Origin of the sequence: Nocardioides sp. GCM10023255 (assembly GCF_042653125.1) — a bacterium.
Lineage (GTDB): Bacteria > Actinomycetota > Actinomycetes > Propionibacteriales > Nocardioidaceae > Nocardioides.
Genome location: NZ_JBHSHU010000015.1, coordinates 18,536 through 37,333, shown reverse-complemented (window position 1 = coordinate 37,333; position 18,798 = coordinate 18,536). Strand labels below are relative to the sequence as shown.

17 protein-coding genes are annotated in these 18,798 nt (G+C 71.5%); all 17 read right to left on the bottom strand.

Annotation, left to right across the window (positions count from 1 at the left end):
- Nucleotides 1–404: 404 nt before the first annotated feature.
- Nucleotides 405–2,096 carry a DUF3352 domain-containing protein gene (locus tag ACFO9I_RS22925; RefSeq protein ID WP_379185202.1) on the bottom strand — a complete coding sequence of 564 codons (1,692 nt, stop codon included), beginning with the start codon at nt 2,094–2,096 and terminating at the stop codon, nt 405–407.
- 77 nt (nt 2,097–2,173) lie between these two features.
- Nucleotides 2,174–2,737, bottom strand: a complete 564-nt coding sequence (locus ACFO9I_RS22920; protein ID WP_379185200.1) for a hypothetical protein — start codon at nt 2,735–2,737, stop codon at nt 2,174–2,176.
- Nucleotides 2,722–6,276, bottom strand: a complete 3,555-nt coding sequence (gene dnaE / locus ACFO9I_RS22915; RefSeq protein ID WP_379185198.1) for a DNA polymerase III subunit alpha — start codon at nt 6,274–6,276, stop codon at nt 2,722–2,724. Before dnaE ends, ACFO9I_RS22920 begins: the two co-directional genes overlap by 16 nt.
- Before the next feature lie 142 nt (nt 6,277–6,418).
- Nucleotides 6,419–7,057, bottom strand: coding sequence for a GNAT family N-acetyltransferase (locus ACFO9I_RS22910; RefSeq protein ID WP_379185196.1), 639 nt, complete (start codon nt 7,055–7,057; stop codon nt 6,419–6,421).
- Nucleotides 7,044–7,982, bottom strand: coding sequence for an RluA family pseudouridine synthase (locus ACFO9I_RS22905; RefSeq protein WP_379185194.1), 939 nt, complete (start codon nt 7,980–7,982; stop codon nt 7,044–7,046). The genes ACFO9I_RS22910 and ACFO9I_RS22905 overlap by 14 nt, the downstream gene beginning before the upstream one ends.
- Nucleotides 7,979–8,467 carry a signal peptidase II gene (gene lspA, locus ACFO9I_RS22900; RefSeq protein WP_379185192.1) on the bottom strand — a complete coding sequence of 163 codons (489 nt, stop codon included), beginning with the start codon at nt 8,465–8,467 and terminating at the stop codon, nt 7,979–7,981. Before lspA ends, ACFO9I_RS22905 begins: the two co-directional genes overlap by 4 nt.
- A gap of 59 nt (nt 8,468–8,526) precedes the next feature.
- Entirely contained in the window at nt 8,527–9,519 is a 993-nt protein-coding gene (locus ACFO9I_RS22895) for a TraR/DksA family transcriptional regulator (RefSeq protein WP_379185190.1), read from the bottom strand.
- Nucleotides 9,520–9,693: 174 nt separating this feature from the next.
- Complete coding sequence (locus tag ACFO9I_RS22890) at nt 9,694–10,440, bottom strand: DivIVA domain-containing protein (RefSeq protein WP_379185189.1); 747 nt, start codon at nt 10,438–10,440, stop codon at nt 9,694–9,696.
- Between the two features lie 64 nt (nt 10,441–10,504).
- Nucleotides 10,505–10,795 carry a YggT family protein gene (locus tag ACFO9I_RS22885; protein ID WP_379185187.1) on the bottom strand — a complete coding sequence of 97 codons (291 nt, stop codon included), beginning with the start codon at nt 10,793–10,795 and terminating at the stop codon, nt 10,505–10,507.
- Between the two features lie 12 nt (nt 10,796–10,807).
- On the bottom strand, nt 10,808–11,299 hold the full coding sequence (locus tag ACFO9I_RS22880; RefSeq protein WP_379185185.1) for a cell division protein SepF: 492 nt from the start codon (nt 11,297–11,299) through the stop codon (nt 10,808–10,810).
- 63 nt (nt 11,300–11,362) lie between these two features.
- Nucleotides 11,363–12,061: a YggS family pyridoxal phosphate-dependent enzyme gene (locus ACFO9I_RS22875; RefSeq protein ID WP_379185183.1), complete on the bottom strand. Its 699-nt coding sequence runs from the start codon at nt 12,059–12,061 to the stop codon at nt 11,363–11,365.
- Complete coding sequence (locus ACFO9I_RS22870; RefSeq protein WP_379185181.1) at nt 12,058–12,705, bottom strand: polyphenol oxidase family protein; 648 nt, start codon at nt 12,703–12,705, stop codon at nt 12,058–12,060. Before ACFO9I_RS22870 ends, ACFO9I_RS22875 begins: the two co-directional genes overlap by 4 nt.
- A gap of 43 nt (nt 12,706–12,748) precedes the next feature.
- A complete protein-coding gene (gene ftsZ, locus ACFO9I_RS22865) occupies nt 12,749–13,999 on the bottom strand; it encodes a cell division protein FtsZ (protein ID WP_379185179.1) in 1,251 nt (416 codons plus the stop codon).
- A 235-nt stretch (nt 14,000–14,234) separates the two neighbouring features.
- Nucleotides 14,235–15,002, bottom strand: coding sequence for a cell division protein FtsQ/DivIB (locus tag ACFO9I_RS22860; protein ID WP_379185177.1), 768 nt, complete (start codon nt 15,000–15,002; stop codon nt 14,235–14,237).
- Nucleotides 14,995–16,413, bottom strand: a complete 1,419-nt coding sequence (gene murC, locus ACFO9I_RS22855; RefSeq protein WP_379185175.1) for a UDP-N-acetylmuramate--L-alanine ligase — start codon at nt 16,411–16,413, stop codon at nt 14,995–14,997. Before murC ends, ACFO9I_RS22860 begins: the two co-directional genes overlap by 8 nt.
- Complete coding sequence (gene murG / locus ACFO9I_RS22850) at nt 16,410–17,489, bottom strand: undecaprenyldiphospho-muramoylpentapeptide beta-N-acetylglucosaminyltransferase (RefSeq protein ID WP_379185173.1); 1,080 nt, start codon at nt 17,487–17,489, stop codon at nt 16,410–16,412. Before murG ends, murC begins: the two co-directional genes overlap by 4 nt.
- A gap of 26 nt (nt 17,490–17,515) precedes the next feature.
- Nucleotides 17,516–18,772: a putative lipid II flippase FtsW gene (gene ftsW, locus ACFO9I_RS22845; RefSeq protein WP_379185171.1), complete on the bottom strand. Its 1,257-nt coding sequence runs from the start codon at nt 18,770–18,772 to the stop codon at nt 17,516–17,518.
- Nucleotides 18,773–18,798: the final 26 nt, after the last annotated feature.

The following is an 18,798-nucleotide window of genomic DNA, read 5'->3' as shown; positions in this document are numbered from 1 at the left end:
CACGGGCGCCCTGCCGGCGGATCTCGAGGAGCTCGAGCACGCCGTCCGCGTCGAGGTCCTCGACCTCGATCGGGTCCCAGTTGGCGTCTGTTTCGAACATGTGTCCATGGTCTCAGAAGGCACCGACATCCGTCCCTGCCTGTGGACGCTTCCTGGCCCATCCGGAGAAGATCGAAGGTAAAACTTTCGGACGCCAGAGCCACCTTCGGCCGGCGCCAGCCACCGCGGACCGGAAGGCCGGGAAGCGGCCCCGCGCCCCGGCGTACCTCTCCCCCCAGCTGCTCAGGACCGCAACCACCCACGACCCGCAAGCCCGCGGCCATGGGCGTGGATGCTGGACGGAGCCCGGACTCAGGACGGGGCGGCGACCCGGGTGGGTCGCCGCCCCGTCCGGGGTGCGTGGGTCAGTTCGTGGTCAGGCGGAGCACCCCGTGCGCGGCGTCGTCCTCCTGCCAGGCGCTCATCCCGAGGCCCTCGAGCGGCTCGAGGTTGTCGGTCGCCTCCTGGTCGCCGCCGGCCAGGTTGACCAGCCAGTCGCCGGCGTCGAAGTTCACGAACATCAGGAAGCTCGCCTGGTCGGCCTCACGGACCACGTTCTTGAAGACGTCGGAGTCGCCCAGGTTGCCGTCCTCCAGCACCTGCGACCGGTAGTCGGAGTCGGGGCCGATCGCGACCATGTCGCCGTCGGCGTCGGAGCCGAACAGGTCGGCCTCCTCACCCATCTGGCCGCGCACCTTGTCGAGGACCCCCTCGATGCCGTCGGCGTCGCCCTTGATCTTGGCGGCCACCGGGATGCCGCTGCCGTCGCCGGAGTTGAAGAACGTCTCAGGGTCGAAGTCACTGCCGATCGAGAGCGACATCGCGTCCCCGGCGAGGGTCTCGGCGTCGTCGGGCAGGTCGAGGCCGGACTCGTCCTCCATCTGGCTGAGCATCTCCTCGGCGCTCATCTCGCCGTTGTAGTACGACGACATCTGGTCCATCGCATCGGCGAACCACCCGTCCTCGAAGCCCACACCGATCGCAGCGGCGGTGTCCTCTGGCAGCGTCGAGACGACGTCGGCGCCCGCGTCGCTGGCGTACAGCTGCTTCTGGGTCACGCCCGGGTCGCCGGCCACCTCGAGCTCGAGGGCGCCGTCGTCGAAGCGGATGGTCGCGGCCATCCCCTTGAAGTCCTTGAGCGCGTCGGTCATCTCGCTGGGGACGAGCGTGTCGGTCGAGGAGTCCATGCCCGTGTCGTCGCAGAAGGAGTCGGTCGAGCCCTCGGGCACCGCCTCGCACGTCGCCGAGTAGCCCGAGCCGCCGAACATGCCGCCCAGGTCGGCGAAGTTCTCGGCGAGGTAGTCGCCGGCGCCGGGCGCGGCGTACATGTTGATGATGCCGGCGTCGCCGACCTCGTCGGTCCAGTTCTGGTAGACGTCGTCCTCGGCCAGCGGAGCGTCCGCGGCGTCGTCGGCCACCTGCTGGGCGATGTCGTCGGTCTCGGCGATGACGGCCCAGTCGCCGTCGATCGCCCAGCCGCCACTGGTGTCGCCACCCTCGCCGGCCGCGCAGTCACGGATCTTCGTCAGGCCGGCGTCAGCCTTGTCCTCGTCCTTGACCTGGAGCACGAACACCGGCGCCGGGGTGTCCTCCCCGGTGTCGATGGCCGCCACGGCAGCGCGGTCACCGAGCCAGGGCTTGATGTCGTCGCCGTAGTCGAGGTCCTCGCAACCGCCGCTCTTCTGGATCTCGTCGAAGAGCCGCTCGCGCAGGTCGTCGTCGGTGCTGACGCCGAGCTGCTCCTTGATCGCCGGGAACTTGTTCAGCATCTTCACGGCCTCGATCTTCTGGGCCCCGGTGGGGTCGAGGTCGATCGAGACGTAGCCGAGGGTGGAGTCGGGGAGGGCCTGGGCGGGCTGGGCGCCGGCGCCGAAGTACCACGTCGCCGCCCAGATGCCGCCACCGACGAGCAGCAGCCCGGCGATCGCCCCGCTGGCGACCACGGCACCGCGTCGGCCGTTGCGGGACTTGGCCGAGGGGTCGGACGGGAGCCGGCCACCGCCCTGCTCGAGGTATTCAGGCCCCTGCGGGCCGCCGGGCGGGAAGGTGCTGGACACGTGAACCCCCTGATGCTGCCGACGGCCCTGGCGCCGTCGTGTCGTCGAGCGCTGAGCCTACCTGCCGCAGGCCCCGGTCAGTCGCGAACCGCGCGCCTGCGGGAGAAGCCGAGGAAGACGACGAGGACCCCCAGGAGCGCGGCCCCGGGGAACACCCGTCGGGGGCTCAGCCCGGACACGACCAGCCGGGCGGGCAGGCGGGTGCCGTCGGCGGCCGTCTCCGCGAGCGGACGCGGGTCGGCGGGGCCCAGCGCGACGCCCACGCGGTACATCAGCCAGCCACCCAGCAGCGACCCCGCCAGCACCGCGACCAGGGTCACCAGCTCGGAGCGGTCCAGCAGCAGGGCGACGACGGCACCGGCCAGCAGCCCGGCCACGGCCGCCACGACGACGTAGGTCCCGGTGGCGTCGAACGAGCCGCGCAGCGCCTCCTCGTCCTGCAGCCAGTGGTGGTGCACCACCACGCCGACCGGCGGGCTCCACCACCACTCCCACACGACGCCCGCGAGGGCCCCGACCGCGGCCAGGATCGCCATCACGAGGACCGCCTGCACGGCGTACGGCGCGAGGAAGGACCACGTCGAGCGCGCCCGGTCGGCACGCGAGGAGCGCGCCGGAGGCGCGGTCAGCTGGTCAGACATCCAGGTCCCAGGAGCTGCTTGAGGTCGGCGAACAGGGCGGGGCTCGGCGTGACGCGGAGTCGATCGTCGAGCCTCATCAGCGTAGTCGCGTTCCGGTTGAGCAGCCTCAGCTGGACCTCGGTCATGCCGGGGTGGGTGCCGAGCACGTCGCGCAGCTGCTCCACCACCGGGGCGGTGCAGCGGGTCGAGGGCAGGCTGATCACCACCGGTCCGGAGGGGCCCTCGGTCAGGTCGGGGAGCGAGACCTCCTGGCCCATGATCTCGGGCTGGTCCTTGCTCCGCGACAGCCGGCCCTTGACCGTGATGATCGCGTCCTCGGCCACCATGTGGCCCGCCAGCTGCCAGGCGCTCGGGAAGAGCAGCACGTCGATGGCGCCGTCGAGGTCCTCCAGGGTGACCATGCCCCAGGCGTCGCCGCGCTTGGTGATCTTGCGCTGCACCGAGGTGACCAGCCCGCTGATCGTGATCGGCGAGCCGTCGGCGCGCTCCTCGTCGAGCATCAGCTGGCCGATGGTGCAGTCGGTGCCGTTGGACAGGACGTGCTCGAGGCCGAGCAGCGGGTGGTCGGAGACGTAGAGCCCGAGCATGTCGCGCTCGTGGCTGAGCAGCGTCATCTTGTCCCACTCGTCCATGTGGTCGGGCACCTCGACCGCGTTGCCCGCGGAGCCCACGTCGGCGGCGTCCAGCATGTCGAACATCGAGTCCTGGCCGGTGTCGGTGTTCTTCTTGGAGTCGACGTAGCGGTCGACGGCCTCCTCGTGGATGGCCACGATGGCGCGCCGCTTGTGCTTCATGTCGTCGAAGGCCCCGGCCCGGGCCAGGGAGTCGATCAGGCGCTTGTTGCAGACGAGCAGCGGCACCTTCTCCATGAAGTCGTTGAAGTCCTCGTAGCGCCCCTTGGCCTCACGCGCCTCGACGATCTTGTCGACGACGTTCGAGCCGACGTTGCGGACCGCCGTCAGGCCGAAGCGGATGTCGTTGCCGACCGGGGTGAAGTTGGCCGCCGACTCGTTGACGTCGGGCGGGAGCACCTGGATCTTCATCCGCCGGCACTCGTTGAGGTAGATCGCCGACTTGTCCTTGTCGTCCTTGGTCGACGTCAGCAGCGCGGCCATGTACTCGGCCGGGTAGTTGGCCTTGAGGTAGGCCGTCCAGTAGGACACCAGGCCGTACGCCGCGGAGTGTGCCTTGTTGAACGCGTAGTCGGAGAACGGCAGCAGGATGTCCCACAGCGTCTTGATGGCGGCGTCGGAGTAGCCGCGCTCCTTCATGCCCGCGGAGAAGCCGGCGAACTGCTTGTCCAGCTCCTCCTTCTTCTTCTTGCCCATGGCACGCCGGAGGATGTCGGCCTGTCCCAGCGAGTAGCCCGCGAGCTTCTGGGCGATCGCCATGACCTGCTCCTGGTAGACGATCAACCCGTAGGTCTCACCGAGCACGTCCTCGAGCGGCTCGGCCAGCTCCGGGTGGATCGCCTCGACCGGCTCGCGACCGGTCTTGCGGCGGGCGTACTTGTTGTGGGAGTCCGCACCCATCGGACCCGGTCGGTAGAGCGCACCGACCGCGGAGATGTCCTCGAAGGTGTCGGGCCGCATCGAGCGCAGCAGGGCGCGCATCGGGCCACCGTCGAGCTGGAAGACGCCGAGGGTGTCACCGCGCTGGAGGAGCTTGTACGTCGCCTCGTCGGTGAGCGGCAGCTCCTCGAGCACGACGTCCTCGCCGCGGTTGGCCTTGATGTTCTTGACCGCGTCGTCGAGGACCGTGAGGTTGCGCAGCCCCAGGAAGTCCATCTTGATCAGGCCGAGCGTCTCGCAGGTCGGGTAGTCGAACTGCGTGATCATCGCGCCGTCGGCGGGCCGCTTGAGCATGGGGATGATGTCGAGCAGCGGCTCGCTGGACATGATGACGCCGGCGGCGTGCACGCCCCACTGACGCTTGAGGCCCTCGATCCCGATGGCGGTGTCGACGACGCGCTGGACGTCCTTGTCGCCGTCGTAGAGGGTGCGGAACTCCCCGCCCTCGCCGTACCGCTTGTGCTGCGGGTCGAAGATGTCCTGCAACGGGACGTCCTTGCCCATCACCGCGGCCGGCATCGCCTTGGTGATCCGGTCCCCCATCGCGAACGGGTAGCCCAGGATGCGCGAGGAGTCCTTGACGGCCTGCTTGGCCTTGATGGTGCCGTAGGTGACGATGTAGGAGACCCGGTCGTCGCCGTACTTCTCGGTGACGTACTTGATGACCTCGCCGCGCCGGCGCTCGTCGAAGTCGATGTCGAAGTCGGGCATCGAGACGCGGTCGGGGTTGAGGAAGCGCTCGAAGATCAGGCCGTGCTCGAGCGGGTCGAGGTCGGTGATCCGCATGGCGTAGGCGACCATCGAGCCCGCGCCGGAGCCACGCCCCGGGCCCACGCGGATGCCGTTGTCCTTGGCCCAGTTGATGAAGTCGGCGACCACGAGGAAGTAGCCGGGGAAGCCCATCTGGGTGATGACGCCGATCTCGAACTCGGCCTGCTTGCGGACCTTCTCGGGGATGCCGCCCGGGTAGCGGTGGTGGAGACCCTTCTCGACCTCCTTGACCAGCCACGAGTCCTCGTTCTCCCCCGGCGGGCAGGGGAACTTCGGCATGTACTTGCCGATCGCCTCGGAGAACTGCACGTCGCAGCGCTCGGCGACGAGCAGGGTGTTGTCGCAGGCCTCGGGGAAGTCGCGCCACAGCTCGCGCATCTCGGCCGCGGACTTGATGTAGTAGCCGTCACCCGAGAACGCGAACCGCTGGCCCGGGCCGTCGCCGGCCGGGATGTCCATGGTGCTGCCCGAGTTGATGCAGAGCAGGTGCTCCTGGGACGGGGCGTCCTCGCGGTTGACGTAGTGGGAGTCGTTGGTGGCCAGCAGCGGGATCTGGAGGTCCTTGGCCAGCCGCAGCAGCCCGTCGCGGACGCGGTTCTCGATGGAGAGCCCGTGGTCCATCAGCTCGAGGAAGTAGTTCTCCCGGCCGAGGATGTCCTGGAAGTCGCCGGCGGCCTTGCGGGCCGCGTCGTAGTTGCCGTAGCGCAGGTGCACCTGCACCTCGCCGGACGGGCAGCCGGTGGTGCCGATGATGCCCTTGCCGTGCTGGGCGAGCAGCTCGCGGTCCATGCGCGGGTGCTTGAAGAAGCCGTCGCGCCAGGCCCCGGTGGAGAGCCGGAACAGGTTGTGCATGCCCTCGGTCGACTCCGAGAGCAGGGTCATGTGGGTGTAGGCACCGCGGGCGGACACGTCGTCGGGGCCGCCGTCGTAGAAGTTCACGCCCCGCTTCTCGAAGCGGGAGATGTTGGGCGCGAAGTAGGCCTCGATGCCGATGATCGGCTTGACGCCCGCCGCCTTGGCCTTCTTGTAGAACTCGTAGGCCCCGAAGACGTTGCCGTGGTCGGTCATCGCCACGGCCGGCATCCCCAGCTCCGCCGCGCGCTCGGTCAGCGCCCCGAGCCTCGCCGCACCGTCGAGCATGGAGTACTCGGTGTGGACGTGGAGGTGGACGAAGGAGTCCTGGGAACCTGTCGCCATCGTCGCGGGCGCTCCTCGGGGTCAGACGTGTGCGGGCGTGCAGCATCGGCCACGGCCGGTGGCCTGGCTCGAGCTCGGGGAAGAGGGCCAGCCTACGCGAACCGTGCGCCCCAGCATGGCAGGGCGCACCGACAGCCCGCGCTCAGCGCCCGGGCAGCGTCGAGCAGGCCCGCTGGGCCGCCAGCAGCGCCTCGCGGCGGTCGCGCAGGGCGGCCAGCTGGTCGTCGACGTCGGCCAGCTGGAGCCGGAAGAAGCCGTCGGGATCGGTCCCTGGCCAGGCCATCCGGACGTCGGGAGCGCGCTCCTCGTTGCCCGACCCGTCGGTCCTCTCGAGCTCGACCAGGCCGTGCCGGGCGTAGAACCGCCGGGCACCGCTGTTCGACTCGAAGACCCACAGCGAGAACCCGTCGGGGCGCAGCGACTTCACCAGGTCCAGCAGCACGGTGCCGACACCCTGGCCGGTCGCGTCGTGACGGATGAACAGGTGGTCGAGCCACACCGGCGTGAGCAGCGCGTAGCCCAGCAGCTCGCCGGAGCGCTCGGCCACCCAGCACTCGAGGTCGGGACGCGCCAGCTGGCCGGCGAACCAGGCGCGGTCCTCCTCCCCCGTGTGCACGGCGGGCGGCATCATCGGCACGGCGGCGACCCGGGCCCGCGTGTAGAGGTCGGCGACCGCCACGGCGTCCGCCGGCTCGGCGCGCCGCACCGAGAGGTCGGTCACCGCCGGCTCGGGCGGGGCGCCGCCGGTCCCTGGGTGCGCGACGCCGTCAGTGGGCGTCACGGATGACCTCGAGCGCGTGGGCGAGGTCGTCGGGGTACGACGACTCGTACTCGACGTGCTCGCCGGTGTCGGGGTGCTCGAAGCCGAGGCGGACGGCGTGCAGCCATTGCCGCTCCAGCCCCACCCGGCGGGCCAGGACCGGGTCGGCGCCGTAGGTGAGGTCGCCGACGCACGGGTGCTTCAGCGCGGCCATGTGCACGCGGATCTGGTGGGTGCGGCCGGTCTCGAGGTGGATCTGGAGCAGGCTCGCGAAGCGGTGCGCCTCGAGGGTCTCGTAGTGGGTCACGCTGTGCCGGCCGTCAGCCATCACCGCGAACTTGTAGTCCGCGCGGGGGTGCCGCCCGATCGGGGCGTCGATGGTGCCCTCGAACGGGTCCGGGTGGCCCTGCACGAGCGCGTGGTAGGTCTTCTCGACGGTCCGGTTGCGGAAGGCGTTCTTGAGCAGCGAGTAGGCGTGCTCGGACTTGCAGATCACCATCACGCCGGACGTGCCGACGTCGAGGCGCTGGACGATGCCCTGGCGCTCGGAGGCCCCGCTGGTGGCGATCCGGAACCCGGCCGCGGCGAGGTGCCCGACGACGGTCTGCCCCGACCAGCCCGGCGACGGGTGGACGGCCACGCCGACCGGCTTGTCGATCACGACGATGGAGTCGTCGTCGTGGATGATCTTGATGCCCTCGACGATCTCGGGGACCACGGCGAGCGGGTCCACGGTCGCCGGGATGGTCACGTCGAGCATCGAGCCGGGGACGACCCGGTCGCTCTTGCCGACGCCGGCACCGTCGACGAGGACGTGGCCCGAGGCGATCAGCTCGGCGGCCCGCGTGCGGGACAGGCCGAAGAGGCGCGCGAGGGCGGCGTCCACCCGTTCCCCGGCGAGGCCCTCCGGCACGGGCAGCACCCGGTGGTCGGAAGCGGCGGTCACCGGGACTTCGCCTCCCGGTCGGAGGTGGGCTGACCGTTGATCCGGATCCCGCGGAAGGCCTGCACGAGGATCAGCGCCGCGGCGACGTTGATGCACATGTCGGCGACGTTGAACACCGGCCAGTGCGGCAGCATCACGAAGTCGATGACGTGGCCACGCAGCGGCCCGGGCTCGCGGAAGATCCGGTCGGTGAGGTTGCCGGCGACCCCCGCGAGCAGCAGCCCGAGCGCGACCGCCCACAGGACGCTGCCCACCCGACGGCTCAGGTAGACGACGACCAGCACCGCCACCATGGCCACGCAGCTGAGGGCCACGGTGTACTCCGTGCCCGTGCTGAACGCCGCGCCCGGGTTGCGGGTCAGGTGGAGGACCAGGAGGTCACCCACCACCTTCACGTCGGGGCGGTCGGTCAGCCGCGCCACCGCGAGCAGCTTGGTGGTGAGGTCGACGACGTACGCCGCCACCGCCACCACGGCGAAGAGCACGGTCAGCCGTGCTCGCCGGGAGCTCGTGGATCGGGTGGGACCGGGGACAGTTTCGTCGCTCAGCGACGTTCCTCGCGCTGCTTGCATGTCATGCACAGTGTGGCACGGGGGAACGCCATGAGCCGCATCTTGCCGATGGGGTTGCCGCAGGACTCGCACACGCCGTACGTGCCGTCGTCGATGCGGGCCAGCGCCCGCTCGATCTGGGCGAGCTTGTCGCGCTCGTTGTTGAGCACGGTGAGCTCGTGGTCGCGCTCGAAGCTCGTCGCGCCCAGGTCGGCCTGGTCGTGCCCGGCCCCGTCACCGGCGTCGCGCATCAGCCCGGAGAGCTCGCTCTCCTGCTTGGTCACGATGTCGGAGCTGTGGGCCTGTTGCTCGTGGAGCTCGGTGAGGACCTCGGCCAGCTCGGCCTTGGTCCAGGCCTCCTCGTCCTCCTTGACCACCAGGGCACTGACCGGCGCCTTCTTCGCGGGCGCGGTCTTCCTGGCCGGTGTCGCCTTCGCGGCCGCCTTCTTCGCCGGCGCTGACTTGGTCGCCACGGCCTTCGCCGGTGCTGCCTTCTTCACAGGCGCTGCCTTCTTCGCCACGGGTGCCGCCTTCTTCGCGGGCGCGGCCTTGTGGGCCACGGTCTTGTTCGCCGCCTTCTTCGCCGGCGCTGACTTGGTCGCCACGGCCTTCGCCGGTGCCGCCTTCTTGGCGGGCACCGCCTTCTGCGTGGCAGGTGCTGCCTTCTTGGCGGCGGGTGCTGCCTTCTTCGCCGGCGCGGCCTTCTTCGCGACGGGTGCTGCCTTCTTCGCAGGCGCTGCCTTCTTGACCGGCGCCGCCTTCTTGGCGGCGGGTGCGGCCTTCTTGACCGGCGCTGCCTTCTTCGCCGGCGCGGCCTTCTTGGCGGCGGGCGCTGCCTTCTTCGCCGGCGCGGCCTTCGTGGCCGCAGAGGCTGTCTTCTTCGGTGGCGTCTTGGTGGCAGTGGCCGTCGACGAACGCCTGCCGATCACCTTGCGGGCGGCCGAGGCTGCCTGACCGGCAAGCGACTTGCGGGTGCTGCGAGCCATCGAACTCAGCCTCCCTCGGGCCGGGACACACGTGGCGGAAGCCACAGTGTGGACGGAGGGTAGCCGCTGGAACGGGCCGTCACAAAGAAGGCACACCGCGAAACGCCGCACGGCCGGCCCCGAAGGGCCGGCCGTGGTGGGCGATCAGGGGCCCCGAGGCCCCGCGGGGACGACTCAGCCGTCGTCCTCACCGAGGATCGAGCGCAGCCGCTTCGGGGCGGGCTGCTCGTCGGACGGCGCCGCGGTCTCGCCGGAGTTCAGCGCCTCGAGCTGCTGGGTGAAGTAGCTCTTGAGGCGGGAGCGGTACTCGCGCTCGAACGAGCGGAGGTTCTCGACCTCCGCGTTGAGCTTGTCGCGCTCCTTCTCCAGGTCGCCGAACATCTGCTGGCGACGCTCGGCGGTCTCGGAGTCGAGCATCTGGGCGCGGGTGCGCGCGTCGGCCTCGAGCCGGTCGGCCTTGCCCTTCGACTCGGACTCGAGCCGCTCGGCCTTGGTCCGCGCCTCGCCGACGATGCGGTCGGCGTCGTTCTTGGCCTCTTCGACGAGCTCGTCGGCGTTGCGGGTCGCGATCTCGAGCAGGCGGGCGGCCGCGTTGGACGCCTGGGGCACGGTCTCGACGCGGATGGTCTCGACCGAGGACGAGACGACGGCGGGCTCGGGGGCCTTCTCGACCTTCGGAGCCTCCTCGACCTTCGGCTCCGGCGGCTTCACGGGAGCCGGGGCCGGCGTGGGCGCCTGGGCGGCCCCGCCTGCCTGCACCGAGGACAACTTCGACCGCAGGTCGTCGTTCTCCTTCGTGAGCCGCGCCAGCTCGGCCTCCACCTCATCGAGGAACTGGTCGACCTCCCCCATGTCGTAGCCCTCGCGGAGCCGGACGGGAGTAAAGCGCTTGTTGCTCACGTCCTCAGGCGTCAGCGGCATGACCTCACCCATTCATTGATCGCAGTAAGTAGAACTGTCCGGTCGAACAATAGCGCTTGCGTGATCAGAAGAAGATCCCGCGGTTGATGCGCAACAACACATAGGCACTGATCATCACGATCAGGAAGCTCAGGTCCAGCGCGATGCTGCCCAGGCGCAGCGGCGGGATCACCCTGCGCAGCGCGCGGATCGGCGGATCGGTGATCGAGTAGACCACCTCGAGCAGCACCAGCAGCGGTCCGCGCGGGGTCCAGGAGCGGGCGAAGACCTGCACCCAGTCCACGACGAAGCGGATCCACAGCAGCGCGATGAAGAACCACAGCAGGCCCTCGATGACCTGTCCGGCAACGTGCACGTGGGGGGCGTCCTAGCTCTGGTTGAAGAAGCCGCCCTCGGCGATCCGCTGCTTGTCCTCGGCGGCGACCGTGACATTCGGGGGCGAGAGCAGGAAGACCTTGTTGGTCACCCGCTCGATGGTGCCACGGGTGGCAAAGACCAGGCCGGCAGCGAAGTCGACGAGACGCTTGGCGTCGTTGTCGTCCATCTCCGAGAGGTTCATGATCACCGGGGTGCCGTCGCGGAAGTTCTCGCCGACGGTGCGCGCTTCGTTGTAGGTGCGCGGGTGCAGGGTCGTGATCTTGGACAATTCGGCTACCACTCCGGTGGGCCCGGGCGCGGGGCGGCGCCGCTCGGCGAGGTCGGACACGGGGGCAGGGCGGGGCTCGCGGACCTTGGGCGCACGCGCGGGGGCCACGGCCGGCACGTCCTGGGTCTCGTACTCACCGTCGTACTCGTCGTACCGGCCGGTGTCCTCGAGCAGGCCGAGGTACTCGCCGATCTTGCGCATCGCGCCGCTCATGAATGTTGCCTTCCGGTGATCACGAACCCCCGGTGTCCCGGGTGCTCCCTGGTGGTTTCGACCCTACTTGACACGGGGCCTCGATCCGAGGATCGCGCTACCGACACGCACGTGTGTCGCACCGGCCCGCACTCCCTCCTCGAGGTCCCCGCTCATCCCCGCCGAGAGCCAGTCAGCCCCGGGGTGTCCGGCGAGGAAGTCCTGCCTGATGCCGGCCAGCCGGCCGAACGCGGCGCCCGGGTCCTCCCCGAGCGGCGCGACCGCCATCAGGCCGCGCAGCCGCAGCGAGGGCGCCTGCTCGACCGCCTGCGCGATCGCGTCGAGATCGCCCGGCGCGGCGCCGGACCGGCCCTCACGACCCGGGGGGTCGAGGCTGACCTGCAGCAGCACGTCCAGCGGCCGGGCGCGCTCGTGCGCCCCCTTGGCCAGGGGCGCGACGAGCTTGACCCGGTCGACGGACTCGACGACGTGGGAGTAGGCCGCGACGGCCGCGGCCTTGTTGCTCTGCAGCCCGCCGATGAAGTGCCAGTCCAGGGGCAGGTCCGCGCACTCGGCGGCCTTGTCCCGGGCCTCCTGGTGGCGGTTCTCCCCCACGTCGGTGACCCCGAGTTCGGCGAGGAGCCGTACGTCGGAGGCGGGGAAGAACTTGGTCACGACCACCAGGCGCACCCCGGCGGGGTCGCGCCCCGCCTCAGCGCAGGCGCCCTCGATCCGGCGCCGCACCGTCGCGAGGTTGGCGGCGAGCTCCGCGCGGCGGCTCATGAGGTCCACACCAGGCCGGCCATCCGCCCCGCGGCGGCCCCGTCGCGGCGGTGGGAGTGCAACGTGGCGTCCTCGAGCGTGCACCGACCGACCTCCGTGACCTCGACGCCGAGGACGTCGAGCTGGGCCCGCACCCCGGCACCGAGGTCGAGGGACGGCGTCCCCCACCGGGTGTGGGCGTACGTCTCCGGGACCCGCGTCGCCACCTCGGCGCGCATCGGCTCCGGCACCTCGTAGCAGGAGCCGCATACGTGCGGTCCGACCCAGGCGACGAGCTCGTCGGCGCCCTCCGCGCGCATCCGCTCGACGGCACGTCCCACGATGCCGAGGAACACGCCGGCACGGCCGGCGTGGACCGCGCCCACCACGCCGCGGGCGGGGTCGGCGAGCAGCACCGGCACGCAGTCGGCGATCCGGACCATCAGCCCGAGACCGCGGGTGGTGGTCACCAGCGCGTCGGCCGAGGGCACGTCCCCCAGGGGCGGCGGACCCGGATCGTGGGCCACGAGGACCTCGTCGCCGTGGACCTGGTTGACCCGTGCGAAGCGCACGCCGCACGCCGCCTCGAGGCGCGGCAGCTCGGTCCGGAAGCCCGGCCGCAGGCCCTGCAGGTCGATGGTGGAGTCCGTGAAGGCGACGTCCACCCGGACGTCGCCTTCACGATGGTCGCGATACGAGAACACAGCCCTACTTGAGGAAGTCGGGCACGTCCAGGTCGTCGTCGTCGAACTGGACCTGTCGCGGCTGCCGGGCGGGCGGAGCGGGCTGGCTGGGCTGGCTCGTCTGGTGCGCCTGGCCCGCCGGGGCCGGCGCCTGCTCGCGACGCTCGGTCGAGGGCGCAGGGTTCGACGGACGGAAGGTGACCCCGGCCGAGACCTTCTCCTCGGGGCGGCGGGTGGCGACCTGCGCGGCGGCCGCCCGGGTCTCCTCCTGCGTCTGCTGCGGCTTGGCGTCGCGGCGCAGCACGGTGCCCTCGTCGCGCTTCTTGGGCTGGCCGCCGTCGAAGCCGGCGGCGATCACCGTGACCCGGACCTCGTCGCCGAGGGCGTCGTCGATGGTGGCACCGAAGATGATGTTGGCCTCGGCGTGCGCGGCCTGGGCGACCAGCGCCGCGGCCTCGTTGATCTCGAACAGGCCGAGGTCGGAGCCACCGGCGATGGAGAGCAGCACGCCGTACGCGCCGTCGATCGAGGCCTCGAGCAGCGGGCTGGAGACCGCCATCTCGGCGGCCGCGACCGCCCGGTCCTCACCACGGGCCGAGCCGATGCCCATCAGGGCGGAGCCGGCGTTGGCCATGACCGACTTGACGTCGGCGAAGTCGAGGTTGATCAGGCCGGGGGTGGTGATCAGGTCGGTGATGCCGGAGACACCCTGGAGCAGCACCTGGTCGGCCTGCTTGAAGGCGTCGAGGACCGACACGTTGCGGTCGCTGATCGACAGGAGGCGGTCGTTGGGGATGACGATGAGGGTGTCGACCTCCTCGCGCAGCCGCGCGATGCCCTCCTCCGCGGAGTTGGCGCGGCGACGACCCTCGAACGCGAAGGGCCGGGTCACGACACCGATGGTCAGCGCGCCCAGCGAGCGCGCGATCCGGGCCACGACGGGTGCGCCGCCGGTGCCGGTGCCGCCGCCCTCGCCCGCGGTCACGAAGACCATGTCGGCGCCCTTGATGACCTCTTCGATCTCGTCGGCGTGGTCCTCGGCGGCCTTCCCGCCCACGTCGGGGTTGGCGCCGGCGCCGAGGCCGCGGGTGAGCTCGCGGCCGATGTCGAGCTTGACGTCGGCGTCACTCATGAGCAGGGCCTGCGCGTCGGTGTTGATCGCGATGAACTCGACGCCCTTGAGTCCGACCTCGATCATCCGGTTGACGGCGTTGACCCCACCACCACCGATGCCCACGACCTTGATGATGGCCAGGTAGTTCTGCGCTGCTGCCACGGCGGATTCGCCTCTCGCTGATCGTGTCCGGTTCCTCGGACGACTCGGTCTGTCAGGTGGGGAAGCGACTCGGTCCGAACCCTGACCCTCAGGCTGAGGGTTATAGTTATGTCAACCTCGTCGTGGTGAAAACACTAGGCACCGCACGGCACGGATCGACGCAGACACGCGGGCGCGTCGCGGATCGGTGCGGAATTTCTGTACGCCGGGGTCCGGCCGCCGGGCGCGGTCCGCCTCAGCCGGTGGTGGTGGGCTGGCCGGGGACGCTGACGTCGTACTCCTGGTGCCGGTGCGGCAGCAGGGCGGCGAGCACCTGCGCCTTCTCCTCGGACTCGTCCGCGCTCCCCCACACGACCCGGCGTCCGTCACCGAGGACCAGGGAGATCTGGTCGACGGTCTCGACCTCGACGTGGTCGACCTTCGTGGCCAGGTCCGACGGCAGCGCCGAGATGACCCGGGCCGCCTCCTGCAGCGCGTCGCTGTGCGTCTCGGTGGACGTCTGGACGCGGGGCAGGTCGGCCGGAGGGTGCTGGTAGTCGCGGAACACGACACCGGCGTCGTCCATGCCACGCACCCGCCCGCCGATCTCGACGACGGCGATGGCGACCCGCTCGTGCACCGTGATCAGCACCTCGTCGGGCCACTGCCGGCTCACGTCGGCGCTGCGGACCCCCGCGAGCGACTCCACCCGGGCCTGGACGCCGCCGAGGTCGAGGGTGGCCAGCGGCTCCCCCGTCGGCACGGCCGCCGCCTTCCGGATCTGGGCGGTCCCGAGGGTCGGGGCGCCCGTCACCTGCACGCCCTGGACGGCCAGCAGCGAGGAGAACCACACGGCCCACACGCCGGTGGCGAGCAGGCCCAGCACGACGACCAGGCCCACGACGTACTTCCACGTGAGCCAGCGCCGCGCCCACTGGCGGCGCGCGAACCGGCGGCGGGTGCGCAGCGCGTCGCGGTCCCCGGCGGGGCCCGCACCGTCGCGGCGGCGCACGGAGCTACGCATCCGGCGCCTCGAGCAGCGCCAGGACCCGCGGGCCCAGCTCGGTCACGCTGCCGGCCCCCAGGGTGAGCACCAGGTCGCCGGGGCGCGCCCTGCGCACCAGCTCCGCCGGAACGGCGTCGAAGTCCGGGACGAAGCCCACCTGCTCGGGCGGCAGCGGCACGGCCTCGGCCACCATCGCGCCGGTGACGTCGGGGTCGGCGTCCTCACGGGCGAGGTAGACGTCGAGGAGCACCACCTCGTCGGCGGCGCCGAGGGCCTCTCCCATCGCCCGGCCGAAGATGCGGGTGCGCGAGACCAGGTGCGGCTGGAAGGCCACCACCAGGCGGCCCTCCCCCGCGACCGCGCGCGCGGCCTGCAGGTCACCGGCGATCTCGACGGGGTGGTGGGCGTAGCTGTCGTAGACGCGGACGCCGCCGGCCTCGCCCTTGAGCTCCATGCGGCGCCGGGTGCCGGTGAAGCCCTCGAGCCCGCGGCGCAGCGCGTCGAAGTCCTGGCCCAGGCGCAGCCCCACGGTGAGCGCGGCCAGAGCGTCGAGCACGTAGTGGCGCCCGGGGATCTGCAGCGTGACCCGACCCAGCTCGACGTCACCGTCGTGCACGGTGAAGGCGGAGCTGGTGCCCTCGAAGACGAGGTCGGAGGCGCGGACGTCGGCGTCCGCGGACTCCCCGACCGCGACCACGCTGACTCCCCGCTCCCGTGCGGTGGCGGCCAGGTCGCGCGCGCCCGGGTCGTCGACGACGCACACCAGGAAGCCGTCGGCGTCGATCCGGTCGACGAACTCCCCGAACGCCGCGCGGTAAGCCTCCTCGGTGCCCCAGTTGTCGAGGTGGTCGGCCTCGACGTTGGTGACGATCGCGGCGTACGGCCGGTAGACCAGGAACGCGCCGTCGCTCTCGTCGGCCTCGGCGACGAACAGGTCCCCGCCGCCCTCCTGGGCGTTGGTGCCGGTCTGGGCGAGGTCGCCACCGACGGCGAAGGTCGGGTCGGCGCCGGCCGCCTGGAGGGCGACCGTGAGGAGCGACGTGGTCGTGGTCTTGCCGTGGGTGCCGGCGACCGCCAGCACGCGCCGGCCGGCCATCACCGACGCGAGCGCCGCGGAGCGCGGCAGGACCCGCAGCCCCTGGCGCACGGCCTCGAGGTACTCGGGGTTGTCCTCGCGGACGGCCGTGGAGACGACCAGCGTGTCGCTGTCGTGCACCTGGGCGGCGTCGTGGCCGACGTGGACCCGCGCGCCGAGCGCCGCGAGGGCACGCAGCCCGTGGGAGTCGACGCCGTCGCTGCCGCTGACGGGGATGCCTCGGGCGAGCATGATCCGGGCGATGCCGGACAGGCCGGCGCCGCCGATGCCGACGAAGTGGACGCGGCCGAGCCGGTCGGCCGGCAGGATCTCGTCGGGGACCGGGACCCTCATCGGCCAGCTCCTGCAGACTCGAGGACGATCCGGGCCAGCTTGTCGTCGGCGTCGCGCGGGACCAGCGCGGACGCGGCCGCCCCCATCCGGGCGAGCCGGTCGGTGTCGGTGGCGAGCCCGGGCACGGTGGCCGCGACCCACTCGGGCGTGACCGCCTCGTCCGCGACCAGGAGCCCGCCGCCGGCGTCGACCACCGGACGGGCGTTGTGCTCCTGCTCGCCGTTCCCGATCGGCAGCGGGACGTAGATGCCGGGAAGGCCGGTCGCCGCCGCCTCGGTGACGCTGTTCGCCCCGCCGCGGCAGACCACGAGGTCCGCAGCCGCGTAGGCGAGGTCCATCCGGTCGACGAACTCGAGCACGACGTACGGCACGTCGGTGGGCTCGGGCTCGGCGCCGCCGTGCTTGCCCTGGACGTGGAGCACCTGGACGCCGGCGTCGGCCAGCGCCCGGGCCGACGCCGACACGGCCTGGTTGAGACGGGTGGCGCCCTGCGAGCCGCCGGTCACCAGCAGCGTCGGGCGGTCGGGGTCGAGCCCGAAGAACGCGCGCGCCTCGACCCGGCTCGCGGCCCGGTCGAGCTGCGAGATCATCCGGCGCATCGGCAGGCCGACGTACTCCGCCCTGGGCAGCGGGGTGTCGGGGAAGCTCACGGCGACGCGCTGGGCGACGCGGGCGCCGAGCTTGTTCGCGAGGCCGGGCACGGCGTTCTGCTCGTGCACGACCAGGGGCACCTTGCGGCGCCGGGCCGCGAGGTAGGCCGGCACGGAGACGTAGCCGCCGTAGCCCACGACGACGTCCGGACGGACCCGGTCGATGACCGCGATCGCCTCCTTGACCGCCCCGCGCAGCCGCGCGGGGACCTTGACCAGGTCGGCGTTGGGGCGGCGCGGCATCGGCACCGGCGGGATCAGCTCGAGGGGGTAGCCCGCGTCGGGGACCACCCGGTTCTCCAGGCCGCGGGGCGTGCCGAGGCAGGTGATCTCCACGTCCGGGACCGCCCGGCGCAGGGCGTCGGCGGTGGCGAGCAGGGGCGAGGTGTGGCCGGCGGTACCGCCGCCGGCGAGAAGAACGCGCATCGGGAAGAACCTAGCCGGTGGAGGACCTAGAGACCGCGCCCGGTGACCCGGCCCGCGGAGAGCCCGGCCGAGCGGCTGCGCCGACGCTGGGCCAGCGCCCGCGCGGCGTCCGGCTCCCGGCGGGCGAAGCCGATCAGCAGGCCGAGAGCGACCAGGGTGGGCATGAGGGAGGAGCCGCCGTACGACACGAGCGGCAGCGGGATGCCGATGACCGGCAGCAGCGCCAGGACCATGCCGACGTTGATGATCATCTGGCCGATCAGCCAGACCACGACGCCGAACGTCGCGTAGCGCACGAACGGGTCCTTGGTGTCCCGCGCGACGCGCAGGGCCGCGAAGGCGATGGTGAGGAACAGCCCGATGACCAGCAGCGTGCCGACCAGGCCGAGCTCCTCGCCCAGCACGGCGAAGATGAAGTCGGTGTGGGCCTCGGGCAGGTCGCCCCACTTCTGCTGGCTGGCGCCGATGCCCTGGCCGAACCAGCCACCGGTGGAGAGCGCGTAGAGGCCGTGGGCGGGCTGCCACCCGGTGTCGTGGAAGTCCTTGAACGGGTCGGCGAACGTCGTGATGCGGGCCAGCCGCTCCGGGCTCGTCGAGGCCAGGAAGATCGCGCCCACGCTCACCATGGACAGGAACAGCACGAAGAAGCGGGCCGGGGCGCCGACCACCCAGAGCATCCCGAGCATGATCGCGAACAGCACCAGGGCGGTGCCGAGGTCGTGACCGACCACCACGAGTCCGGTGGCGAGCAGCATGCCCGGGACCACGGGCATCAGCACCTGGTGCAGGTTGCCCAGCCGCCGGTCCTTGTGCGCGTAGACGTGGGCCGCCCACAGGATCAGGGCGAGCTTGGCGATCTCGGCTGGCTGGATGACGATCGGTCCGACCGCCAGCCAGTTCTTGTTGCCGTTGATCAGCACGCCGAAGCGGGCGGTGAGCATGAGCAGCACGACCGAGACGGAGTACCCCACCCAGGCGAGCCGGCGGATCCCGCGCTGCGGCAGCCGGCTGGCCACCCACGCCGCGGGCAGGCCGATGGCGACCCACATCAGCTGGCGCTTGACCACGGCGTAGGAGTCGCCGCCGTTGTTCTCGTAGGAGTAGACGCTGGACGCGCTCAGCACCATGATCAGGCCGATGGTGAGCAGCAGCGCCGAGGCACCGAGCAGGAGGTAGTACGACGTCAGCGGCCGGTCCAGCGCGTCACGGAGGGCGGCGTACCAGCCGAGGGGGCGGTGCGGGTGGGCCCGGCCCCGGCCCTGCTCGGGGTTCGCGGTCGTCATCCCTGCGCTCCCCTCCCTGGCTCGGA